We start from the raw sequence: 23,861 nt of genomic DNA on the forward strand, positions 1-23,861 counted from the left end.
CCCATTGCAGTTAAGCAGGTTTCCTCTGGAGTAGCTGTAGATCTGAACCATGTCGGTCGCGCCACCTCGCAAGAAAAGCAGGGCTGTCTTCTGGATTGCGACGATCATCATCGGCTCGATCATTTTGGCCACGGCATTGCTTGCCAACGATATGCGCAATCTCAGAGCGCTCGATGCTCGCTATCATCTCGGTCTGCTCAGCGGATCGGCGCGGCAGCCCTCGCCCCCCGCAGTGACAAAAGCCGCCCTCAGCCAAACTGCCAATTCGAAGCCAGCCGAAATCGCCGGCGCGAAGAGTGCACCGGCCAATCCGGGAATGACAGCAGCCGCACCACCGCGAAAGCAGGCAACACCTGCCAAAAGTCCGGCAGCGGCGAAACCGCAGTCGACCCGGCGCTCCCACATATTCGATCTGCCCGTCGATCCCCTGCGCGGCGCATTCGTGCGAAGCTGGCGGATAACGGGTCAGGCGCTCTGTGACGATCTTTCGAAATCGGGCTTGGCCGTTGGCCAATGGAGCCAGAGCGCGCTTGGCGCCGGCACCTTCGAATGCAGCTACGAGATCCAGAAAGGCGGCAACGGTGATCCCAGTGCCGCCTCCTTCTTCATCATCGTTCGCGGTACGCCAACCGGGGAGCTCGATAATATCCGCATCAAGGTGATCATGCCCGACAATGCCGACGGCCGCGCCATTGGCGAGACATTCGTCGACGCCGTCGTCCTGCTGCTGACCGAAACCCGCTGGCTCGACTTTCAGGCGGCGCTCGATGCGATCGGGAAACTGCAGGACGTGACGCTGCAAGCTTTCGGCGCAAAGCTCAGCTTCTTCCGGGAATTCCGCAACGACCGAAGCTTCAATCTTCAGCTCGGGCTGGAAAGAAAATCGCCGGAACAGATCCGCACCGCCATCGTCTTCGACAAGGCACGATGGACGCTCCCCTCGCCGCCACTTGCCAAATAGCAAACCGCTCGCGAAAATTTTACGTCGCCTTTGCGGCGAAGGGACCTGATTCATTTGCTTTTTGTTGCACCGCGCTATCGATAGTGGTGAAATAAAGCCGATCTCGATGGCCGGTGAATCGCTGGCCGCTCCCAAACTGCATGATCCCCAAAGTGCGAAGCGGTTCTTGGATAAGATCATGCGCCAGCATTGACGCGCCGGTCCTCCCATCCGGCCGTGGAAAGCAATTGCATTCCGATGGATTCGACAGATACCGCCCTGGAAGGCCAGACCTTCGCGATCGACCGTGACCCTCGCCTGCGCTACATCATTCCCGCCGTGGTCGCCGTCGCATTCCTGATGGAACAGCTTGATGCGACCATCCTCGTCACCGCCGTTCCCGATATCGCCAGAAGCCTCATCACCACACCGGTGCGGATGAACCTCGCGGTCACGACCTATATTCTGACGCTCGCCATGTTCATCCCGGTCAGCGGCTGGTTCGCCGACCGCTTTGGCGCTCGACGCATCTTTGCGCTGTCGCTCTTCATCTTCACCCTTGGCTCCATCCTGTGCGGCCTGACGACGAGCCTGCCGATGCTGATCGCGACCCGTGCCCTGCAGGGCTTCGGCGGCGCGATGATGACGCCGGTCGGCCGCCTCATCCTCATCCGCAGCTTTCCCCGCAGTCAGTTGGTCACGGCGATGACCTACATGACGTTACCCGCCGTCATCGGCCCGGTGATCGGCCCCGTGCTCGGCGGCTTCCTCACGACCTATCTCTCCTGGCGATGGATCTTCTGGGTCAACCTGCCTTTCGGCATCATCGGCATGGTGATGGCGCTGCGCTATGTCCAGGACACGGCGCGCGACACCACGATCAAATTCGATTTACCGGGCTTCATCATGGTCGGCGTCGGCTGCGTGTTGCTGCAATATGGCATCGAGAATGTCGGTCGGCCGACCATTCCCGTCTGGGCCATCGTCGTCGTTCTTGCCGCTGCCGGCCTGCTTCTCTTCGGCTTCATCCGCTATGCGAAGACGGCGGAATCGCCGGCCGTCGACTTGACGCTGTTCAAACTGCGCACGTTCCGCGTCGGCACATTGGCCGGCGGCATCTGTCGCGTCGGCCTCAACGGCACGCCCTTCCTGTTGCCGCTGATGCTGCAGGTCGGCTTCGGCTTGAGCCCAATCGTCTCGGGCACGCTGACCTTCGTCAGCGCATTAAGCGCTCTCGCCGTCCGCCCGGTGTCATCGGTGCTGCTACGTCGTTACGGCTTCGACCGCGTGCTGATCTGGAGCGCCATCTTCGGCGCCGCCATCGTTGCCGGCTTCGCCCTGATCGGACCGGAGACGCCGCATTGGTTCATCATCACCTATGTCTTCGTCTTCGGCCTTGCGCGCGCGGCGCAATTCATGACGTCGAACACTCTCTCCTATTCCGAAACGCCCGCCGCCCAGCTCAGCCGCGCCACCAGCCTCGGCGGCGTGCTGCAACAGTTGAGCGTCAGCTTCGGCGTCTCCATCGCCGCCATGCTGCTCGGCCTGGTCACATTGGATGGATCGGCGCTGACCCCGGAAAAATTCCACCTGGCATTCCTGCTAATGGCCGTGATCCCGCTCCTGGGCCTGCCCGGCTTCCTCATGCTGCGGCCGGAAGACGGCCGACAGGTCAGCGGCCATTATCGCCAGCCGAAGGAAGCAGCCTGAAATCTCGCGCCGTCAGGCGGCAATGGCCGATGGGCGCGGATGGACGAGGTGGTCGCGAAGTACGGCGCCGGAGCGGTCGACCTCCTGCAGCAGCACGTCGTAGCTCCAGAGGTCGGCAAGGTGCTGCAGCACGCGTTTGGCATCCATATCCTCCAGCAGGCCGCCATTCAGCACCGTATGCTTCAGCATAAGCCGCCGGTCGCCGGCAAGATCGACATCGACGATCTCGATATGCGGATCGATCCAGCCGACATCATATTGCCGTGCCAGCTCGCGTCGTATGCGTTTGTAGCCGCGCTCGTCGTGGATTGCGGCCACCAGCAATCCCTCCTCCTCTTCCGGATCGTCCGTGAGGTGGAACATGCGCATCTTGCGCATCAGATGCGGGCTGAGGAATTGCGACACGAAGCTCTCGTCACGGTAATTAGCCCAGAGGTCGCGCAGCACCGCCATGGCATCGCCAGTCCCGGCGATATCCGGAAACCATTGCCGGTCCTCTTCCTTCGGCTTCGTGACGATCCGCTCGATATCCTGCATCATGGCGAAACCGAGCGCGTAAGGGTTGAAGCCGGAAAAGCGCGGATCGTTGAAGGAAGGCTGGAAGACGACATTGGTGTGCGACTTCAGGAATTCGAGGAAATCGCCGTCGCCAATGCCGCCAAGCTCGTGCAGCCGCGTCATGATGCGGTAATGCACATAGGTCGCGGTGCCTTCGTTCATGACCTTGGTCTGGCTTTGCGGGTAAAAATATTGCGCCACATGCCGGACGATGCGCAGGATCTCCCGCTGCCAAGGCTTCATCCGCGGCGCCATCTTCTCCAGGAAATAGAGGATATTTTCCTGCGGCAGGCCGGTGAGCGAGCGCCGGTGTTCCAAATCGAGATCGGGCGCCTTCTTGCCCTTTACGACAGGAACCGTCCGCCAGAGATCGTTGAAAATCCGCTCATCATATTCGCGCCGCTCGCGCTCGCGCCTTTCCTCGTCGCGCAGATCGAGCGTCTTCTTGCCCGCATAGCGATGGACGCCGTGCGACATCAGCGCATGCGCCGCATCCAGCGTCCGCTCCACCGCGGAATGGCCATAGCGCTCCTCGCAACGGGCGATATAGCCCTTGGCGAAGTTGAGGTAATCGAGAATACCCTCGGCGTCCGTCCAGAGCTTGAACAGGTAGTTGTTCTTGAAAAAATGATTGTGCCCAAAGGCAGCGTGGGCAACGACCAGCGCCTGCATCGTCGCCGTATTCTCCTCCATCAGATAGGAAATACAGGGCGAACTGTTGATGACGATCTCATAGGCAAGCCCGCGCAGACCTTTGCGATAAAAAGCCTCGTGATGAGCGAAATGCTTGCCGAAGGACCAATGCTTGTAGAACAGCGGCATGCCGATTGAGGAATAGACGTCGAGCATCTGTTCGGCGGTGATGATCTCGATCTGGTTGGGATAGACATTGAGGCCGAGCTCGTCGATGGCGATCCGCTCGCAGGCATTGTGGATCCGCTGAATGGTGGCGAAATCCCAGTCCGCACCCTCAAAAAGCCGCTCCATCGATGCCTTTGCCATTATCCGCTCCTGGTTTCCGCCGCCCGGCGCTGAAAGAGATCATGGAAGACGGGGTAGATCTGGCTGCGATCGCTGACGCGGCGCATCGACAGCATGGGCCACCCCACTTGAATGCGCTCATAGAGCGACCAGAGCGCCGAACCGGAAGAGATCGCGACGCTGCGCGCCTCCCCCACCTCCAGATAGGCGAAATATTGGCTGACCGGCAGGATGGCGTTGGTGAGCAGCGCCGCCGCCGTCGCATTGTCCGAATAGGCATTGTCGCCATCAGAAGCCTGCGCCGCATAGATGTTCCAGTCCGACGGCGGGAAACGATCGTGAACGATCCGCCGCATGGCTTCGAGAGCGCTCGACACCTGCGTGCCGCCGGTCGCCGGGCTGCGGAAGAACGTTTCCTCATCCACCTCTTCGGCCACGTCCGTATGACGGATGAAGACGATCTCCACACGGCGATACTGCCGCGTCAGGAAGATGTAGAGCAGCATGTAGAAGCGCTTGGCGAGATCCTTCATATGCTCCGACATCGAACCGGACACATCCATCAGGCAGAACATGACGGCCTGCGCCACCGGCTTTGGCTCATTCTCGAAGCGGCGGTAGCGGATGTCGATCGGATCGATATAGGGAATGCGCCGGACCTTCGATTCCAGCACCTTGATCTCGGCCTCGAGCGCGGCGCGGCGTTCTTCATCCGTGCATTCGGCCGCCTCCGCAATAAGCTCGGCGACCGTCTCGGGCTTCGGACGGTGCAGCGCCACGCGCCGCATCATCGCGAGCCGCATGGTACGGTTGATAGCAAGATTGGCCGGCGATCCCGTCACCGAATAGCCTGACCGTACCGGATTGGGCTGATCGGTCGTCGTCAGCCGCCTCTTGGCAAGATCGGGAAGTTCAAGGTCGTCGAGGAAAAGATCGAGGAATTCTTCGCGGGTCAGGATGAAGCGGAAGGCGTCTTCGCCGCTGCCCTCGCCGCCGGCCCGCCCTCTGCCGCCGCCGCTCTCCGGCCGCGGCAGAATATCGCCTTCTAGGAAGTCCTTATTGCCGGGAAGTATGTGCTCATGCAGGCCCTCTGGGCCGCGATGGAACCGGGGTTCCTCGGTTCCATCGAGGGGAATGCTGATCTCGCCGCCCTTCAGAATGTCCTGAATGTCGCGATTTTGAGAGGATTCATAGACCGCTCTCTGCACCAGCGCTTTTGCTCTTCGCAAAAACCGTTGACGATTTTCTAGACTTTTGCCGCCTGGATTCAGGCGCCGGTCAACAATGTGCATTCCTTCTTCCTTGGTGGCTCATCCTGCCTGTTTCACACGCATGTACCATTCCACAAGCCGCCGAACCTGACGCTCGGTATAGCCGCGCGCCATCATGCGTTCGACGAATTCGCCATGTTTCTTTTCCGTCTCGCCATCCTTCTTGGATCCGAACGAGATCACCGGCAGGAGGTCCTCGACCTGGGAGAACATTCGCTTTTCGATGACTTCGCGAATCTTCTCGTAACTGGTCCAGGACGGATTCTTACCGCCGTGGCTTGCCCGCGCCCGCAGGCAGAATTTCACAATCTCGTTGCGGAAGTCCTTGGGATTGGCGATACCCGCCGGCTTTTCGATCTTGGTCAGTTCCTGGTTGAGAAGCTCTCGGTCCAGAAGCTGGCCGGTATCCGGGTCCTTGAAATCGACATCCTCGATCCAGGCATCGGCGTAATCGACATAACGGTCAAAGAGATTCTGGCCGTAATCCGCATAGGATTCCAGATAGGCCTTTTGAATCTCATGTCCAATAAATTCCGCGTAGCGCGGTCCAAGCTCGCTCTTGATGAACTCGATGTAGAGCTTCTCGGTTTCGAGCGGCAGTTGCTCGCGGCGGATCGCCTGCTCCAGCATATACATCAGATGCACCGGATCGGCGCCGATCTCAGTCGTATCGTAGTTGAAGGTTGCCGCCAGCACCTTGAAGGCGAAGCGGGTCGAAGCCCCATCCATGCCTTCGTCGACACCGGCCGCATCGCGATACTCCTGCACGCTGCGCGCCCTCGGATCGGTCTCCTTCAGGCTCTCGCCGTCATAGACCCGAAGCTTGGAGAAGGCCGTCGAGTTCTCGTGCTTGGCAAGCCTTGTGAGAACCGTGAAGCGGGCAAGCGTCTCCAGCGTCGACGGCGCGCAGGGTGCGTCGCTGAGCTCGGATTCCTCGATCAGCTTGTCGTAGATCTTCTGCTCTTCGGTGACCCGCAGGCAATAAGGCACCTTCACGACGCAGATGCGGTCGATGAAGGCCTCATTGTTTTTGTTAGCCTTGAAGGTCTGCCATTCCGACTCGTTCGAGTGGGCCAGAATGATGCCCGAGAAGGGAATGGCGCCGATATTCTCAGTGCCGATATAATTGCTCTCCTGCGTCGCCGTCAGCAGCGGATGCAGCATCTTGATCGGCGCCTTGAACATCTCGACGAATTCGAGAATACCCTGGTTGGCACGATTGAGTGCACCGGAATAGCTGTAGGCGTCGGGATCGTTCTGCGCGAGACTTTCGAGCTTGCGGATATCGACCTTGCCGACCAGCGAGGAAATATCCTGGTTGTTTTCATCACCCGGCTCGGTCTTGGCGACGGCGATTTGTCGCAGCCTGGACGGCTGTATCCTGACCACTCGGAAACGGGAAATGTCGCCCTCGAACTCTTCCAGCCGCTTCAGACACCACGGGCTCATCAGCCCGGTCAGACGCCGGCGCGGAATGCCGTAGCGCTCTTCGACCATCGGTCCCATGGACACGGGATCAAAAACGCTGAGCGGGCTTTCGAACACCGGACTGAGCTCGTTGCCGGCCTTCAGCACATAGATGGGGTGGACTTCCATCAGCGACTTCAGCCGCTCGGCAAGCGAGGATTTACCTCCGCCGACAGGGCCGAGCAGATAGAGGATCTGCTTGCGCTCTTCCAGCCCTTGCGCTGCATGGCGGAAGAAGGCGACGATGCGTTCGATTGTCTCTTCCATACCGAAGAAGCCCGAAAAAGCCGGATAGGTCCGGATGGTTCGGTTCATAAAGATACGCCCGAGGCGGGTATCCTTGGCCGTATCGATCAGCAGTGGTTCACCCATTGCGGCCAGCAGGCGCTCAGACGCATTGGCGTACATGAGCGGATCGTCCCGGCACGCATCCAGGTATTCAGAGAATGACATCTCGACTTCGCGCCGTGCTTCGAAAGAACGGGCGAACGTGTTGAATAGCACATCGTTGTTTAACATGGCGCCTCGATAGCTTGCTATTGCAATAAACGCCGGACTTAACGGGATCACTTCCCGCTAGTATCTAAGGTGCGGTAATACTCGCTTCGAATCAATAGGTGACCCTTCAATAATTCGTACGCTTCATTGCATTGGCCATCAATATCTTGAAAGGTTCTTTCACCGGAATTAATAATGAATACCTCTAAAGTTGCGGCGTTTTCCGAAATCTCCACCATTAGACGCGATTGACAGCCCCCGCAAAAGCGCGAGCCAGGCTCGCCCTTTCTGATGGCCCGAAGCCGCGATATTCCGCTTGAAACGGAATGAAAATTCAGAATGGGAAACTGAAGTACAAGCTCGGCCGCGTCGCCGGCCACTTGCCAGACGGAAATGCGTCAGGGATTGCCGCTGCCCATGAGCGGCGCGCGTTATAGCCGCTAGGGCATCCGCAAACTACGATGATCTCAAGAGGAAGTAAGAATGGTGCCCAGGACCGGAATCGAACCAGTGACACGCGGATTTTCAATCCGCTGCTCTACCAACTGAGCTACCTGGGCATCCTTGCTTCACGCTGATCGAAAGGTCTTGGAAGACCCTGGGCGGTTGGTTCGCCCCGGAAGCGAGCGGGGTTATAGCATCTTGTTCGCCCATGTCCAGCCGCAAATGACTCTTTTTTGACAGGAAATGGATTTTTGACAATTCGCAAATGAAATGAATGGCTTCGACGAAATGGCGAAGCGCCTATTCCTCGTCGGAGGCCTTGGTCTCGTCTTCGGCAACGGGAATGGCATAGGCGCCGTTCAGCCACCGCGACAGATCGAGCGAGCGGCAACGATCCGAACAGAAGGGATAATGCTCGCGCACCGAGGGTCGCCCGCATTCGGCGCAGGCCCGCGTCTTGCGCAGCGGCTCGATCTTTGCCCCTACCTTGATCCTGTCATCGTCCGCCATGACGATTATCCTTCCTGCCATTCCGCGTAGACGTCGAATCCTTCGCCCGCGAGAAGCAGCATGGTTTCATAAAGTGGCAATCCAACGACATTCGTATAGGAGCCGATCAGCTTCTGCACGAAGGAGCCCGCAAGCCCCTGTATGCCGTAAGCGCCGGCCTTGCCTCGCCACTGGCCAGAGGCGAGGTACATGTCGATATCCTTGCCGGACAGCCGCTTGAAGCGGACCTTGGTCTCGACCACCTTCTGGCGCAGCTTGCGGTCCGGCGTGATAAGGCAGATGCCGGTATAGACGACATGGCTGCGGCCGGAGAGCAGATGCAGCGCCGAAGACGCCTCGTCGACGAATTCCGCTTTCGGCAGAATCCGCCGGCCGACGGCGACGACCGTATCGGCGGCAAGGATATAGCTTCCCTGCCAGGCGACATCGCCCTTCACCGCCGCGAACGCCGCCTCGCTTTTTTCCGCCGAAAGCCGGCGCGCCAGCGAGCGCGGGTGTTCCGACTTCTTCGGAGCCTCGTCGATATCCATGGGCATCAGGCGCACCGGTTCGATCCCCGCCTGATGCAGGAGGTCGACGCGGCGCGGCGATCCGGAGGCCAGTATCAGCTTGTGTTTCAGCGCCATAAAACCTCGACCGTGACAGGCGGCAAACGGAGGGCAGGCTCGGATGCGAGCTGCGGACTACTTGAAACGATAGGTGATGCGGCCCTTGGTCAGGTCGTAAGGGGTCATTTCCACGAGCACCTTGTCGCCGGCGAGAACGCGGATACGGTTCTTGCGCATGCGGCCGGCGGTGTGAGCGATGATCTCATGCTCATTTTCCAGCTTCACGCGGAAGGTTGCATTCGGCAGCAATTCGGTGACGACACCGGGAAATTCAAGGACTTCTTCTTTCGGCATTAAAGCTTCTTTTCCTGTGGGGTTGATGCCGGCGTCCATGACAAAAAGTAAGGCCGCCGGAAATTTGCGCGGAAACTACACAATCGCCACGGTTTTGTGAACCTCGTTGATAAGGCTTTCTGCATTTGTTTAACGCGATACTCTAAAGAGAGCCGCGACGCTCGACCAATCGGCTTTCGATCAGGCCGAGAAGATGGTCTCTCACCTCCCGATAGGCATTGAGGATCTGCTCGCGCGTGCCGCCGGCGACCGAGGGATCGATGGTCGGCCAATAGATGACGTCGATGGCATTCGCGCGCGTCAGTTCCAGGGCGGCATGATGCGCTTCGGGAGAAAGCGTGATGATGACATCGAAGAAATCATCCTCCAGCTCCTCCAGCGTCTGCGGCTGCCGCCGCCCGAGCGACAGACCGATTTCGCCGAGGACGACATCGACGAAGGGATTGCGCTCACCGGCGCGAACGCCCGCCGAGGCAACATAGGTGCCCTGCGGCAGCATTCCGCGCGCGATCGCCTCGGCCATCGGCGAGCGGATGGTGTTGAGCCCGCACATGAAGAGAATGGCGCCCGGCGGCTTTCCATGGTGTTCGATGGCTTTCGGCTGTTCCATCGCCGTCACCCGCGCCAGTAGAGCACGCAGACGAGTGTGAAGAGCCGGCGGGCCGTATCGAAATCCACGATGATCTTGCCCTTCAGCCGCTCCATCAGCGTCCTCGAGCCCTCATTGTGAATGCCGCGGCGGCCCATGTCGATCGCCTCGATGCGGCTGGGGGTGGCCGAGCGAATAGCCTCGTAATAGCTTTCGCAGATCATGAAGTAGTCCTTCACGATCCGGCGGAACGGCGTCAGCGACAGGATATGGGTGGCAACGACGCCCCCCGCTTCCGTGCGGATATCGAAGACCAGCTTCTGATCGACCAGGGACAGGTTGAGCCGGTAAGGCCCGCCGCCATGGCCGACGGGTTCGAAACTGTTTTCCTCGATCAGGTCGAAAATCGCGACGGCACGCTCATGCTCGACATCGGGCGTCGAACGGCCGATCGTGTCGTCCAGGACCACATCGCTCAGCCGGAAGACGCTGTCAGTCATGCCCTACCCTTCGAGATTGAGGCGGATCGCAACGGATCGCGCATGGGCATCGAGCCCTTCGGAATTGGCGAGCGCGATGGCCGCCGGTCCAAGCGTGCGCAACTGCTCGGGACCGAGCCTCAGGATCGAGGTGCGCTTGACGAAATCAAGCACCGAGAGCCCGGACGAGAAGCGCGCGGAACGGGCGGTCGGCAGAACGTGATTGGAGCCGCCGACATAATCGCCGATCACTTCCGGCGTATGACGGCCGACGAAGATCGCACCGGCATTGCGAATGCCGGCAAGCAGCGCATCCGGATCGTCGATGGCAAGCTCGACATGCTCGGCCGCGATGCGGTTGGCGAGCGGGATGGCCTGCTTCAGGTCCGAAACCAAGATGATTGCGCCGAAATCCCGCCAGCTTGCGGCCGCCGTCTGCGATCGGCTGAGTTGCTTGAGCTGGCGCTCGACGGCGCCTTCCACGGCCTTGCCAAATGCCGCATCGTCCGTAATCAGGATCGACTGCGCGCCCTCGTCATGCTCCGCCTGCGCCAGGAGATCGGCGGCCAGCCAATCCGGATCATTGTGCTTGTCGGCAATGACGAGCACTTCCGAGGGGCCGGCGATCATGTCGATGCCGACGGTGCCGAAAACCTGCCGCTTGGCGGCGGCGACGTAAGCATTGCCGGGGCCGGTGATCTTGGCGACCGGGGCAATCGTCTCGGTGCCGTAGGCAAGCGCTGCAATCGCCTGCGCCCCGCCGACGCGGTAAATCTCTTCCACGCCAGCCATGCGGGCCGCGGCCAGCACAGCCGGGTTGACCGCACCCTTCATGGTCGGCACGGCAATGACAATGCGATCGACGCCGGCGACCTTGGCCGGCACGGCATTCATCAGCACCGAGCTCGGATAGCTCGCCGTGCCGCCGGGCACATAAAGGCCGACGGCTTCGATCGCCGTCCAGCGCGAGCCGAGGCCGACGCCGAGATCGTCCTCATAGATATCGTCCTTCGGCAATTGCCGGCGATGATGCGATTCGATGCGGGTGGCGGCGACTTTGAGCGCGCCCAGCACTTCGGCGGGGACGGCGGCGATCGCCGCATCGATCTCCGCTTCGCTGACGCGCATCGGGGTCGTCGCGAAATCGATGCCTTCGAATTTCTTGGAATAATCGGCGAGAGCCGCGTCGCCCCGCGCCCGCACATCATCAATGATGGCGCGTACGACGGCGTTCACGTCCTCGGACACTTCCCGCTTGGTCGTCAGAAAAGCGGCAAACTGCTGCTCGAAACCTTCCGATGCCTGATCCAGCCAGATAGCCAACGCTGATAATCCTCTTACATCGAGGCCGCCATGAGCGACCGAAACTCGTTTCTCGTCCGGCTACTAGGCTTCGTCCGGATGACTGGGCTTGTTAGCCGTTTCCCATGCGCCGCCAATATCTGCAAGCTGAACTTCGATACATTCGACATCGAGCGCAATCGTCGCGTTGCCGGCGAGCGTCAGCTCGATCGTGCCATCCGGCCCCTCGCCCTTCGGATCGAAGCGGATGACGAGCAGCGACAGCACCTCGTCGCGCTGGCGCCGATCGACGCCGCTGGAGCGCACCGCCAGCACCCGCTTGAACACCAGCGCCGAGCGATGGCGCTCGAACGCCTTGTCCTTCTGATCCGACAGTTCCCAGACGAAACGGTTGGCGGCAACGGAAAACTGCCCGAGCCGCGGCGCATAGGACATGTCGGAAACCTTGAAGACGCTGTCCTGCATATGCGCGGAGATCACGCCCAGGTCTTCGTTATCAAGTGCCATAAGCTTGAGATTGGTCATTCGCCTGATATCCCCGATCGCCACGGAAATGCCGATACCGGCATTCCCCCGTGATGGAAATAGGATGCGGGCGCTGAAGACGCAACCGGAGAAAGCGGGCTTCTCCCGTCTCTTCTCATGAACGACCGGAATTAGTCGCTGATGCGCTCGACGACAGCGCCGCAGCGCGTCAGCTTGTCTTCCAGCCGCTCGAAGCCGCGATCGAGATGATAGATGCGCGAGACCAGCGTTTCACCCTCGGCGGCAAGGCCGGCGATGACCAGGGAGACGGATGCGCGCAGGTCCGTCGCCATGACCGGCGCACCCTTCAGTCGCTCGACGCCTTCGATCTTGGCGGTCTGGCCGGAGAGCGAGATCTTCGCGCCGAGGCGCGCGAGCTCCTGCACATGCATGAAGCGATTTTCGAAGATCGTCTCGGTGATATGCGACGTGCCCGTCGAGCGGGTCATCAGCGCCATGAACTGCGCCTGTAGGTCGGTCGGGAAGCCCGGGAAGGGATCGGTGACGATATCGACCGGCTTGATGCCGCCGCCGTTGCGCCGGACGCGGATGCCGTTGTTGGTCGCCGAAATGTCGGCGCCGGCGCGGCGCAGGCTTTCCAGCGCCGTGTCGAGCAGCGCCATGTCTGTATTTTCGAGCGTGACGTCGCCGCCAGCCATGGCGACGGCCATGGCATAGGTGCCGGTCTCGATACGATCCGGCAAGACGCGGTGGCGCGCGCCGGAGAGCGAGGTGACGCCTTCGATGGTGATCGTGCTGGTGCCGGCGCCGGAAATCTTGGCGCCCATGGCGATGAGGCAATTGGCAAGATCGACGACTTCCGGCTCGCGGGCCGCATTGCCGATGACCGTCGTGCCGCGGGCGAGCGTTGCCGCCATCATCATCACATGCGTCGCGCCGACCGAAACCTTCGGGAAGACATAACGCGCGCCGATCAAGCCGCCCTTCGGCGCGGTGGCATTGATATAGCCACCGTCGATTTCCATGGTGGCGCCAAGCGCCGTCAGGCCATCGATGAAGAGATCGACCGGGCGCGTGCCGATGGCGCAACCGCCCGGCAGCGAAACGCGCGCCTGGCCTTCGCGGGCAAGCAGCGGCCCGATGACCCAGAAGCTGGCGCGCATCTTGGCGACCAGCTCATAAGGCGCGGTGGTGTCGGCGATGGTGCGGCAGGTGAAATGGATGGTGCGGGAATAGCCGTCTTCCTGGCGTTCGCGCCGGCCGTTGACGGCGACATCGACGCCGTGATTGCCGAGAATGCGCATCAGAAGCTCCACATCGGCGAGATGCGGCACGTTTTCGAGCGTCAGCGTATCGCTGGTGAGCAGCGAGGCGATCATCAGAGGCAGAGCTGCATTCTTGGCGCCGGAGATCGGAATGATACCGTTGAGCTCGTTGCCGCCGACAATCCTGATACGATCCATATATGACTACGGGCGAGGCCCGCCTTTCCTGAAGTTCCGTGCGCCAAATTCCACGCATATGGGGAAAAAGCGCTGTTTAGACGAAATAGTTTAAGGCTTCAATTCGTTTGATGGCTGTTTGATGATGGCCGACATGAATCATTACGATTCGTCCATTTTTGCGGCGGCATCCTTCGCATCGGACGAATTTGCAGCGGGAAGCCCATCCGTCTCGTCCGCCTGGCCCGCGCGGCGCGCCCGAACCTGCTGTTTGCGGCGGGCAAGATTTTCCCGCAGCTTCTGAGCCGCCCGCTCGCGACGGCGCTCCGCCTCGATATTCAGCTTCGCGCCCGCGCCTTCGCCCGCCTCGCCGACCGTCAAACCGCCCTGCAAGCGCTGTTCATCACCACTTTTCGTCTTATCCGCACACATCCCCTTCCCATAGCTGAAATCCCCAGCCTTCAAAAGACCGACATAATTTTTCCATCGATCTTTCACCGAACTTGAAATTTGCGGCTTGCACTTACCTCTCAGCTATGGCAATAGCCGCCTCGCCCAATACGGCGCACCCAACGCGCCACGGTTTGCTGCTATAGCTCAGGGGTAGAGCACTCCCTTGGTAAGGGAGAGGCCGAGAGTTCAAATCTCTCTAGCAGCACCAGTTTTCCTTATCTCGAATTTACGGGTTATGTTCTCTTTACGTCGATGCATGCTTACAACAAGCTATGGCGCGCACATCAACTTGTTCCACAATAGCTGATGAGTTTTCGCCCGATGTTAGCCGTCGATTGAGCCGGAAAGTAAGCCGCAAACCAATATGAGGTTTCACTCAGACACCGTTTGAACCGTTAATGCTCTCAAGCTCAACGATTGCCACTCCTGCTTTGTTTTCGATGCCTAGAATGGCCTTGGCAAGCCTATCGAGTTCCGCTCTGGACTTAGATGGAAGCCGCTCCCAGAAATCGTCAGCCGCAACCAAAGCGATCAACGCTTCCAAATCTTTTGCTCTGTAACCATCGGGCAAATAGTCCTCCAGTGCGCCAAACTTGAGAATGAAGACATTCTCTGTTTCCTTTTCCGCAACAAACTTCTCCAGTGTATGCCGATCAGTTTCGGAAAGATCGGGGGGAAGACGTACCCGCCGTGACTTAATGTAATCCCATATTTCCTGAGCATGATTCCAGTTTCCTGATACCAAAGCTTCCTCAATACTCTTAACGATGCTCGCTCCGTCACAGCTTTTCACATTATCTACTACATCCTTTTTAATTTCGTCGGCATTTAGAACAAATAATTTCTTTACCACTTCGTTACCAACCTGCTCAATATAGTCACGATCGGCAATCACAGCCCAAGAGACCCGACACGCATCCAGAAGCTTCCGATAGGCTGAAAAGAGGCCTTTACCTCCGACGCTCACGACTTCAAGCGACGGAATTCCATTTACCCCATTTTCTCTGGCAACGATCTCCAACACTCTCTCAAAAACAATGCGGTCAGACACGCCTTCGACTAGCAACACTTTTTCCGTAAAAAATACTCGCTCGTTATTTTGGCTATTGACCACATTAAAAAGGTGTTTCGAATTCGGCAGGGCAGTTGAATTTAGCCGGACGATGTCGCTCCTCTGATTGTCGGAGAAAACGCGCGAAACGTATTGGATGGAGGCAGGGGATATAAATGTTGGGGAGTGGGTCGCTAGAACGAATTGGTTACCCGTGGTTTTAGCAAGTTTTTCGAAAAGGCCGAGCAATGCCGTCTGCCAACGAGGATGTAAATGCAGCTCCGGCTCGTCAACAACGATTAGAGCGTTTCGAACGTTCAGAGCATGAATCGCAAAGAGATATGTAAGAAGCTCTCGCTCACCTGACGAAGCCGCACTAACTAAGAACGACGATCCCTGCTTCGTCAGCCGGATATCATATATGTTACTTAAAGGATCTATTGTAACAAGATCCCAACTGTAGTTCAAATCTCGAAGATCATTAGTTAAGTCGATCAAATTTTGATCTTTGTAGAAAATATCCTTAGCATCAATATTGGATTCTTCCTGCAGTAAACGATATTTACTTGCAATGCGCGAGATTGCCAGTGGAATTAGATTCGACCCCGTTCTCGAAGACGACGCATCTGTAGCACGTTTCTGATCAAAGTCATTGTAACCAGCTAAACCTACCGATGAATTGAAGCCGCCCGCAGCGCGGTTTACTGGAAGATACACCATTGGTAGCTTGAGTCTCTCCTTCTTTAATTCAGAACGAAAATAATTATCCGTCTCAAATAAGTGGAGGTAGTGGAGATAATCGCTTGAAGATGCATCGTGCTGCGGAAGCACATTACCATTTATACACGAAACAACGACCCTCGTGCCCGCTACAACCTCATCAACATTCCACTTCTCCACACCACTCCAAGGATTTATTCTGAATTTGCGTTTGGAAGTGGCGTGCACGTCGGGCCATTGAGCTTTTATAGCGCGCATATTGTCGATGTCGTCAGGCGTTATTTCCAGTTCAAGCTCGACAGTTTGATCCCTATTGCGGCCTTGGCTGTTCTTGTCAAAAACCAGACCGTTGAGATGATCGTTGTAAGTTTCCTCCCAAAGATTTGGTTCGTCAGCGGTGGGTGAGTGACGATAATATGGAGTATTGAGAACATAGCGGCGCAGCATGATCACAAGCGTATCAAGCAAATTTGTCTTACCGCCACCGTTGGGGCCGATAAAAATCGAAATGGGTCCATCGAAAAGGATTTCGCGCCTATCCAAAAAGCTTCTGACATTCTCAATGATGAGCTTTCGAATCAACACGCGGCACTCTCCCCTTGGCAACCGGAAGAAGAGTAATCGGTTCGGCAATTCTATTCAACGGCTGCTCGGATTTGCTTTTACGCTAGGGCTCTGAGCTTGCAGTGAGACTTCCACCTGAAAGCGAATGGCGCTTTCATATCTCAGCATTTCCTATCCGGCACTCGTGACAAACTGATCGAGCATGGACTTGCGACGGGGTGCGGCGAGCCTAAACGATAAAGGCATAGGTACGGGCGCCGGCCGTTCCATCCCCAATCAAACCTTCTCCGTCTTCCTAACCTTCTTCCCCTTCTCCACCGGCGCATCCGGTGTCGGCGCCAGCAGCTTTCTGAGCGAGGCTATCTTGTCCTCCACCAGCGGGCGGAAGCGGGTGGCGCGGTAGGGCATGTCGGCGGCGCCGTAGCCTTCGGGGCCGTCGTCGTTGCCGCGGTGGATTTCTTCGAGCTTCACGCCGATGAAGGTGCCGTCGACATAATGCGTGTATTCGCCGACCCAGCGGATCGTGTAGATCGTTCCCTTGCGGATCAATTGGTCGATGCTGACATGCTTGAACGTGTCATTGATGCAAACGACCTTCTGGCCCACATGGAAATCGTAGCTCACTCTGTTCTCCTTGAGGCGATGGGAACGACCCTGCCCGGTCGTTGAGCGCAAGCATAGCCGCACATGCGCAGCCAAGTAAACGCGGCTGATGTCGCGGCCCGGATCAATGATACGGTGACAAAGCAACCCGTTGACAAGCCCTGGTGGAAGGCTGAAGACTGCAAGCCGTCCGAGCAGCCGCAAGGCCTGGCTTCCATGTCCATATCCGATACCCGCAAGGCCCTCTGAAGGCATCTTAAGTTCATGCCCACCCTCCGCCTCATCGCTGATGATCTGACCGGCGCGCTCGACACGGCGGTTGAATTCGTCGGCGTCTATGGGCCGATCGAGGTGCAGCGGGAAGATGCGCTTCCGGCAAGCCTGCCGGATTGCCTTGCGATCGATAGCGGCACCCGCGAAAAATCGGCGACCGAAGCGGCTGACATCGTCGGCAGTGTCGCGCCGGTGTTGGAGGGGGCCGATCTTGCCTTCAAGAAGGTGGATAGCCTGTTTCGCGGGCCTTGGGCGGCGGAACTTGCGGCCTGCTTTCGGCTCGGCCACTGGCGGCATTGCATTCTGGCGCCGGCCTTTCCGCATCACGGCCGGCACACGCGGGGCGGCCGGCAGGTGCTGTTTGCCGGGAAGGATGCCTGGCGCGATATCAGCGGCGATCTCGTCACTCAACTGAGAGCGGAGGGCCTGCCGGCCTTCAACACAGCGCTCAGTCACCACCATGTCGATGCCGGAACACCCATTGCGGACGGCATCCATGTTTTCGACGCCCATTCGGATGAGGATTTGGACGCCGTCATCGCATGGGTCTCATCTGCGCTACAGGGACCTGTCCTTTGGAGCGGCACCGGCGGGCTGGCGCGAGCCCTGGCGCGCAATATCGATTTGGCGACGCATCATCGCCCTCACTCCGGAAAAGACGCGGGCGAAGGGCGGTCTTCTCGCCCCGCGCCCGCTGTTCCCGTCTCGCGCAGGCTGCAAAGACCGGTGCTTGGCCTGTTCGGCTCGGATCAGCCGATCACGCTGGCGCAGCTCCAGGCCTGTGGCCCCAATTGGCTGAAGCTTTCGGAAGGCGCGGATGCCGATGCCGTCGACAGACAAATCCAGCAAAGCGGCGTCGCCATGGTGAGCCTCGATCTGCCGACAGGGCTCGAACGCGACGATGCGGCAAAGCGGATCGCGGCGACCTTCGGCCGTATCGCCAAAGCTCTGCCGGCGCCGGGCACATTGATTGTCGCCGGCGGCGAAACCTTGCGAAATCTTTGCGCGGCGCTCGATGTTGCAGCCCTCAGCCTCACCGGCCAGGCCGCACCGGGCTTGCCCCGCTCCACCATCGTCGGCGGCCCGTGGCAAGGCACCACGGTGATCTCCAAATCAGGCGCATTCGGCGGCCCTACCCTGTGGCGCGATCTCTTGAGTGAAAACGCGCTCATCGCCGGAGGAGAAGAACCATGACACGGCACCTGGCGATCACCATGGGCGATCCCGCCGGCATCGGCCCGGAAATCATCGTCAAGGCCGCCGCCCGGTTGAAGAACAAGTTTGATGAAGGTAAGCTAAAACTTACAATAATTGGCAGCGGCCCGGCCCTGCGGCTCGCGGAACAGCAACTCGGCCTCGATATCGAAATTCCCGAAGCGCAGATAGACGGCGACTGGCCGAACCTCTGCTTCATTCAGGCCGATGCGGAGGGTGAGCCGATCCAGCCGGGCCGGCTTTCCGCCGATGGCGGCCGCATGGCTTTCAAGGCAATCGAGAAGGGCGTTCAGCTCGCCATGGCCGGAAAGGTCGGCGGCATCGTCACTGCACCGCTCAACAAGGAAGCGCTGAACAAGGCCGGCTTCCACTATGCCGGCCATACCGAATTGCTTGCGGAACTCACCGGCGCCCGCGGCTCGGTGATGATGCTCGCCCATGGCAACATGCGCGTCAGCCACGTCACCACCCATGTCGCACTGGAAGATGTGCCGAAGCGCCTGACGCCTGAGCGGCTACGCCTCGTCATCGACTTGACCGACAAGGCACTCCGCAGCCTCGGCATCGCCAGACCGAAGATTGCGGTCGCAGCGCTCAATCCGCATGCCGGCGAAGGCGGCCTCTTCGGCCGGCAGGATATCGACATTTCCGCGCCGACCATCGCCAAGGCGGTCGAAGACGGTCTCGATATCATCGGCCCTGTCTCCGGCGACACCGTCTTCGTCAAGCTGCGCGCCGGCCAATATGACGCCGTCGTCGCCATGTATCACGATCAGGGGCATATCCCCGTCAAGCTGCTTGGTTTCGAAATTGACCCGGCGACGGGAAAATGGATGGACCTCTCCGGCGTCAACATCACCCTCGGCCTGCCAATCGTCCGCACCTCCGTCGACCACGGCACCGCCTTCGACATCGCTGGCAAGGGCATTGCCAATGAGCGGAGCCTGATCGAGGCGATCGAGTTTGCGGAGCGGTTGGCAGCCGATCGATGAGATTGTCAGGCACGCATGTCGATGCCGTAACTTCGTGCCTGGCCCCTCACCCTAGCCCTCTCCCCGCAAGCGGGGAGAGGGGACGACAACCAACTTGCCTCTTGCTTGAGATTGAAGCCGCATATAGCGCGATCAGCTCCCTCTCCCCGCATGAGCGGGGAGAGGGTTGGGGTGAGGGGCCAGGCACAAAGTTGCGGCGATGGCAGATATGCCTGACTCCTTGTTTTCATTAACCTAACGCAAGTCGCCACTTCCAGCGTACCTTGCGCCCGGCCCGCTACTGAACTACCGTTTCGTCACTGCCCTAAAAAGGCGGGATTCTTAGAATATTTTCAAAAGATTATGCCGTTGTACAGGCGGTATGCGGATGTCCATGAACGGACTCATTGATCAACTTTTCGGCAGGAGAGCGGCGAAGCCAATGGAGCCGCGACCCCGTATCGATCTGACAGCGGAAGGCTATACAGCCATCTATGCGCTGAGCGACATCCATGGCTGCTACGACGCTCTGATCGAAGCGGAAAGGTGCGTCATTGCAGATGCCCGCACGATTCCCGGCCGCAAGCTCCTGCTGTTTCTCGGCGACTATGTCGATCGCGGTCCGCGATCGAACGAGGTGCTGCAGCATCTGTGCGAGCCGCCGCCCGCGGGTTTCGACCGCTACATCCTTTGCGGCAATCACGACGATGTCTTCCTGAAATTCCTGAAGGATCCGCGCGCCAACAGCCATTGGCTGGAGTTCGGCGCCTTCCAGACACTCGCCTCCTATGGCGTCGACGCGGAATATCTGCTGTTCCAGGAAGGCCGGAGCATCGAAGAACTCGGCGAAGCCGTTCTCCAGGCCATCCCGCCGGCACATGTCGAATTGCTGCGCTCCCTGCCGATCGCCATCACCTTCGGGCCGCTGCTCTTCGTCCATGCCGGCATCCGGCCTGCCATACCGCTCGCAGAGCAGACCGACGAAGACCTGATCTGGATCCGCGACCCCTTCCTCTCCGAAGGCCCGCAATTGCCGATGCTGGTGGTCCATGGCCATACGCCGGTCTCGCGGCCCGTCTTTGGTAATCAGCGCATCGGCATCGACACCGCCGCCGCCATGGGTGGGAGCCTGACGGTCCTCAAGATCGCAGGCGGCGAGTACACGATCCTGACGCAGGCCTTCGAGCGACCCCGCTGAAAATAAAAAGGGCCCCGGCACAGGCCGGGACCCCTTTCACGCTTTGCCCGCGCTTTTTATTCCGCTTTATTCCGCTGCCATAGCCGGTGGCAGGTGATGCACGACGTCGTTGTTCTGCTGTTCCTCGACCGGCGGCTCTCCTTTCTTTTTCGGCTCGCGGCCGAAGAAGAGCGCGTAGCCTGCCGGCAGCACGAAGATGGTCAGCACTGTGGCAACCAGGATGCCGCCCATCATGGCGTAGGCGAGCGGACCCCAGAAGACGCCGCGCGAGATCGGGATCAGCGCCAGCACCGCCGTCAACGCCGTCAGCATGATCGGCCGGAAACGGCGGACGGCCGAGCCGATGATCGCCTCCTTCCGGTCCATGCCCGCCGCGATATCCTGGTCGATCTGGTCGACGAGGATGATCGAATTGCGGATGATGATGCCGAGCAGCGCGATGACGCCGAGGATCGCCACGAAGCCGAAGGGCGCGCCGCTGATCAAGAGGGCACCGGCCGCACCGATGATGCCGAGCGGACCGGTGGCGAGCACCAGCATCGCCTTGCCGAAGTGCTGGAGCTGCGCCATCAAGAGCACGACGATGATGACCAGCATGATCGGTGCCTTGGCGGCGATCGAGGCCTGGCTTTCAGCGCTGTCTTCGGCACCGCCCTGGATCTCGATCTTATAGCCTGCCGGCAGGCTGTTCCTAAGATCGGCCATGTCGTTGTAGAGCTTGGCCGTCACGTCGTTCGACTGCACATTGTCGGGAAGCGTCGCCCTGACCGTGATCGTCGGCAGGCGGTCGCGGCGCCACTCGATGCTCTGCTCCATGACTGGCTCGACCTTCGCCACCTGCGACAGCGGCACGAAACCACCGGTGTCGGTCGGAATATAGATGGAGTTGACCGAGGTCAGCAGGTGGCGGCTCGCCTCCGGCTCCCGTGCGACGATGCCCACGGTCTCCTCGCCCTCACGATAGTTGTCGAGGGTAGCGCCGGACATCGAGGCCTGCAGCATCTGGCGGATACGCTGCGAGGTGACGCCGAGTGCGCGGGCGCGGTCCTGATCGATCACCAGCTTCATGGCCGGCACCGGCTCCAGCCAGTCGTCATGGATGGCGCCGAGCAGCGGGTTCTGCGCAAAGCGTTGTTTTACCTGATCGGCGATATGGCGAACCTCCTGCCGGTCCGGACCCATGACGCGCAACTGCACCGGCCAGCCGGTCGGCGGGCCCAGGAACAGGCGGTCGACCTTGGCGCGGACCGAGGGGAAGTCGGTGGCAAGCATGCTGCGCAGCTTGACGATCAGCCGCTCGCGCGCCGGCTCGTCCTTGGCCATGATCAGCAACTGGGCATAGTTCGGGTTGGTGAGCTGCTGATCGAGCGGCAGGAAGAAGCGCGGAGCGCCCTCGCCCACATAGGTCGCGATGAACCGCTTATCGGGATCATCGGCCATACGGGCCTGCAAAGTCTGCGCCTGGCGTTCGACTTCCTTGATGCTGGTGCCTTCCGGCAGCCAGAGATCGACCAGAATTTCCGGACGCGAAGACTGCGGGAAGAAATTCTGCGGAATGAACTGGAAGGACCACAAGCTGCCGACGAAGGCGGCGAGCGTCAGAAGCAGCACGATGACACGATGGCGAACGGCCCAGCTCACCGACGAGCGCAGGCGACGGTAGAAACGCGTGTCGAAGACGTCGTGGTGCTCACCGGCATGATGGCGCTGCCTCAGGATCATATAGCCGAGCCAGGGCGTGAAGTAGACCGCCACGAACCAGGAAATCACTAGAGCGATACCGACGACATAGAAGAGCGTGCGGACATATTCACCGGCTGTCGATGCCGCGAAGCCGACCGGGATGAAGCCCGCCGTCGTGATCAACGTACCGGTCAACATCGGAAAGGCGGTCGAGGAATAGGCGAAGCTCGCCGCATCAAGCTTGACCAGCCCCTCCTCCAGCTTGCGCTCCATCAACTCGACCACGATCATCGCATCGTCGACAAGGAGGCCGAGCGCAATGATGAGGGCGCCGAGCGAGATACGCTGCAGGTCGATGCCGAGCTCGTACATGATGGCGAAAGTCGCCGCCAGCACCAGCGGAATGGCGATGGCGATCACCAGGCCGGAACGCCAGCCGATCGACAGGAAGGAAACGATCAGCACGATCACCAGTGCCTCGCCGAGCGCATGCATGAACTCGCTGATCGCGTCGGTCACCACTTCCGGCTGGTTGGAGATCTGATCGACCTGCACGCCGACCGGCAGCGAAGCCTCGAAACGCTTGTAGGTTTCTTCGACAGCCTTGCCGACGTCGGTCACCTTGTTGCCGTTGGCCATGACGACGCCGAGTTGGACGCTCTCGTGACCGTTATAGAGGAACTTGGCCGTGTAAGGGTCCTGCAGCCCGGCACTCACCGTTGCGATGTCGCCGAGACGCGTCACCTGGCCGCCGGCCGTCAGCCGGAGGTTCTTGATATCCTCGATCTTGTTGACGTCGCCCTCGACCGAGATGCGCACGGAGCGCGTGCTGGTGTCGACGGAGCCGGCCGGATCGACCTTGTTCTGGCCGACGATCGCGTTCTGCAGGGCCGTCAGCGTCAGGCCGCGCTCGGCCAGCACCTTGGAGGAGACATCGATATAGATCTGCTCGGGCTGGTCGCCGATGATCACAGCCTTTTCGACGCCAGGCGTCGAAAGCAGCATGTCGCGGGCCTGGATCGCAAATTTCTTCAACTCGGGATAGCTGTAGCCGTCGCCGCTGATCGAATGCAGGGTGATGAAAGTATCGCCGAATTCATCGTTGAAATAGGGTCCCTGCAGGCCGTCCGGCAGCGTATTGGCGATGTCGCCGACCTTCTTGCGCACCTGATAGAAGGCGTCCTTCACCTGTTCGGTATTGGTGTCGCCCTTGATCTGAACGGTGGTGATGGCAAAGCCGGCGCGGGTGTAGGATTTGACCCAATCGAGATGCGGCGTTTCCTGCAGCTTGCGCTCGATCTTGTTGACCACCTGGTCTTCCATGTCCTGCAGCGAGGCGCCGGGCCAAATGGTCTGCACCACCATGACGCGGAAGGTGAAATCCGGATCTTCCTTCTGGCCCATATGTGTGAGCCCAAGCGCGCCGGCGATGATGATCAGCGCAAACAGGAAGCGCGCAATGCTCGGATGGGCGATCGCCCATCGCGACAGATTGAAACGCTTCTTCTCGTCGGAGGTGCTGTTCATAGTCATTGTCCCGCCCCTCGATCG

Annotated in this window: 20 protein-coding genes and 2 tRNA genes; 6 read left to right on the forward strand and 16 right to left on the reverse strand. The window is 59.6% G+C overall.

Going from position 1 to position 23,861, the window contains the following annotated elements; translation table 11 throughout:
• Positions 1-49 precede the first annotated feature (49 nt).
• Both GGD50_RS08435 and GGD50_RS08440 read left to right on the forward strand, forming a co-directional pair.
• Entirely contained in the window at positions 50-961 is a 912-nt protein-coding gene (locus GGD50_RS08435; protein WP_107109323.1) for a DUF6030 family protein, read from the forward strand.
• Between the two features lie 237 nt (positions 962-1,198).
• The gene (locus GGD50_RS08440) at positions 1,199-2,650 is read left to right on the forward strand and encodes a DHA2 family efflux MFS transporter permease subunit (protein ID WP_107109480.1); all 1,452 of its coding nucleotides are present in this window, start codon (positions 1,199-1,201) and stop codon (positions 2,648-2,650) included.
• Between the two features lie 12 nt (positions 2,651-2,662).
• Here the strand turns inward: GGD50_RS08440 and GGD50_RS08445 are convergent, their stop codons facing one another.
• The 13 genes from GGD50_RS08445 to GGD50_RS08505 form a co-directional block, all read right to left on the reverse strand.
• Complete coding sequence (locus GGD50_RS08445; protein WP_107109324.1) at positions 2,663-4,210, reverse strand: SpoVR family protein; 1,548 nt, start codon at positions 4,208-4,210, stop codon at positions 2,663-2,665.
• On the reverse strand, positions 4,210-5,481 hold the full coding sequence (locus tag GGD50_RS08450; RefSeq protein WP_107109325.1) for a YeaH/YhbH family protein: 1,272 nt from the start codon (positions 5,479-5,481) through the stop codon (positions 4,210-4,212). Before GGD50_RS08450 ends, GGD50_RS08445 begins: the two co-directional genes overlap by 1 nt.
• A gap of 18 nt (positions 5,482-5,499) precedes the next feature.
• Positions 5,500-7,446 carry a PrkA family serine protein kinase gene (locus GGD50_RS08455; protein WP_107109326.1) on the reverse strand — a complete coding sequence of 649 codons (1,947 nt, stop codon included), beginning with the start codon at positions 7,444-7,446 and terminating at the stop codon, positions 5,500-5,502.
• A gap of 463 nt (positions 7,447-7,909) precedes the next feature.
• Positions 7,910-7,985, reverse strand: a tRNA-Phe gene (locus GGD50_RS08460).
• 184 nt (positions 7,986-8,169) lie between these two features.
• On the reverse strand, positions 8,170-8,379 hold the full coding sequence (gene yacG, locus GGD50_RS08465; protein WP_107109327.1) for a DNA gyrase inhibitor YacG: 210 nt from the start codon (positions 8,377-8,379) through the stop codon (positions 8,170-8,172).
• Positions 8,380-8,384: 5 nt separating this feature from the next.
• On the reverse strand, positions 8,385-9,005 hold the full coding sequence (locus GGD50_RS08470; RefSeq protein ID WP_107109328.1) for a Maf-like protein: 621 nt from the start codon (positions 9,003-9,005) through the stop codon (positions 8,385-8,387).
• 57 nt (positions 9,006-9,062) lie between these two features.
• Positions 9,063-9,281 (reverse strand): translation initiation factor IF-1, encoded by a 219-nt coding sequence (gene infA / locus GGD50_RS08475; protein WP_004117876.1) that lies wholly within the window; start codon positions 9,279-9,281, stop codon positions 9,063-9,065.
• A gap of 142 nt (positions 9,282-9,423) precedes the next feature.
• Entirely contained in the window at positions 9,424-9,891 is a 468-nt protein-coding gene (locus tag GGD50_RS08480) for an arsenate-mycothiol transferase ArsC (RefSeq protein WP_107109329.1), read from the reverse strand.
• A 5-nt stretch (positions 9,892-9,896) separates the two neighbouring features.
• Positions 9,897-10,370: a UPF0262 family protein gene (locus tag GGD50_RS08485; protein WP_107109330.1), complete on the reverse strand. Its 474-nt coding sequence runs from the start codon at positions 10,368-10,370 to the stop codon at positions 9,897-9,899.
• Positions 10,371-10,373: 3 nt separating this feature from the next.
• Positions 10,374-11,672 carry a histidinol dehydrogenase gene (hisD, locus tag GGD50_RS08490; RefSeq protein ID WP_107109331.1) on the reverse strand — a complete coding sequence of 433 codons (1,299 nt, stop codon included), beginning with the start codon at positions 11,670-11,672 and terminating at the stop codon, positions 10,374-10,376.
• A 63-nt stretch (positions 11,673-11,735) separates the two neighbouring features.
• A complete protein-coding gene (locus tag GGD50_RS08495; protein ID WP_107109332.1) occupies positions 11,736-12,176 on the reverse strand; it encodes a DUF2948 family protein in 441 nt (146 codons plus the stop codon).
• Positions 12,177-12,307: 131 nt separating this feature from the next.
• Positions 12,308-13,600 carry a UDP-N-acetylglucosamine 1-carboxyvinyltransferase gene (murA, locus tag GGD50_RS08500; RefSeq protein ID WP_107109333.1) on the reverse strand — a complete coding sequence of 431 codons (1,293 nt, stop codon included), beginning with the start codon at positions 13,598-13,600 and terminating at the stop codon, positions 12,308-12,310.
• 141 nt (positions 13,601-13,741) lie between these two features.
• Positions 13,742-14,011 (reverse strand): hypothetical protein, encoded by a 270-nt coding sequence (locus tag GGD50_RS08505; RefSeq protein ID WP_245407507.1) that lies wholly within the window; start codon positions 14,009-14,011, stop codon positions 13,742-13,744.
• A 154-nt stretch (positions 14,012-14,165) separates the two neighbouring features.
• Here GGD50_RS08505 and GGD50_RS08510 point away from each other — a divergent pair.
• Positions 14,166-14,240, forward strand: a tRNA-Thr gene (locus GGD50_RS08510).
• A 168-nt stretch (positions 14,241-14,408) separates the two neighbouring features.
• On the opposite strand, the gene GGD50_RS08515 is transcribed toward GGD50_RS08510, so the two are convergent.
• Positions 14,409-16,388: an AAA family ATPase gene (locus GGD50_RS08515; RefSeq protein WP_107109334.1), complete on the reverse strand. Its 1,980-nt coding sequence runs from the start codon at positions 16,386-16,388 to the stop codon at positions 14,409-14,411.
• A gap of 255 nt (positions 16,389-16,643) precedes the next feature.
• Entirely contained in the window at positions 16,644-16,991 is a 348-nt protein-coding gene (locus tag GGD50_RS08520; RefSeq protein WP_028753663.1) for a CAP-Gly domain-containing protein, read from the reverse strand.
• 243 nt (positions 16,992-17,234) lie between these two features.
• Here GGD50_RS08520 and GGD50_RS08525 point away from each other — a divergent pair, with 243 nt between their 5' ends.
• From GGD50_RS08525 to GGD50_RS08535, 3 genes are all read left to right on the forward strand, one after another.
• Positions 17,235-18,437, forward strand: a complete 1,203-nt coding sequence (locus tag GGD50_RS08525) for a four-carbon acid sugar kinase family protein (RefSeq protein WP_107109335.1) — start codon at positions 17,235-17,237, stop codon at positions 18,435-18,437.
• A complete protein-coding gene (gene pdxA, locus GGD50_RS08530; protein ID WP_107109336.1) occupies positions 18,434-19,450 on the forward strand; it encodes a 4-hydroxythreonine-4-phosphate dehydrogenase PdxA in 1,017 nt (338 codons plus the stop codon). The genes GGD50_RS08525 and pdxA overlap by 4 nt, the downstream gene beginning before the upstream one ends.
• A gap of 421 nt (positions 19,451-19,871) precedes the next feature.
• The gene (locus GGD50_RS08535) at positions 19,872-20,627 is read left to right on the forward strand and encodes a metallophosphoesterase family protein (protein ID WP_107109337.1); all 756 of its coding nucleotides are present in this window, start codon (positions 19,872-19,874) and stop codon (positions 20,625-20,627) included.
• A 66-nt stretch (positions 20,628-20,693) separates the two neighbouring features.
• Here the strand turns inward: GGD50_RS08535 and GGD50_RS08540 are convergent, their stop codons facing one another.
• Positions 20,694-23,843, reverse strand: coding sequence for an efflux RND transporter permease subunit (locus tag GGD50_RS08540; protein ID WP_425503976.1), 3,150 nt, complete (start codon positions 23,841-23,843; stop codon positions 20,694-20,696).
• Positions 23,844-23,861 lie beyond the last annotated feature (18 nt).

The organism is Martinezella paranaensis (assembly GCF_014200235.1).
In the GTDB taxonomy this organism is placed as follows: Bacteria; Pseudomonadota; Alphaproteobacteria; order Rhizobiales; family Rhizobiaceae; genus Rhizobium; species Rhizobium paranaense.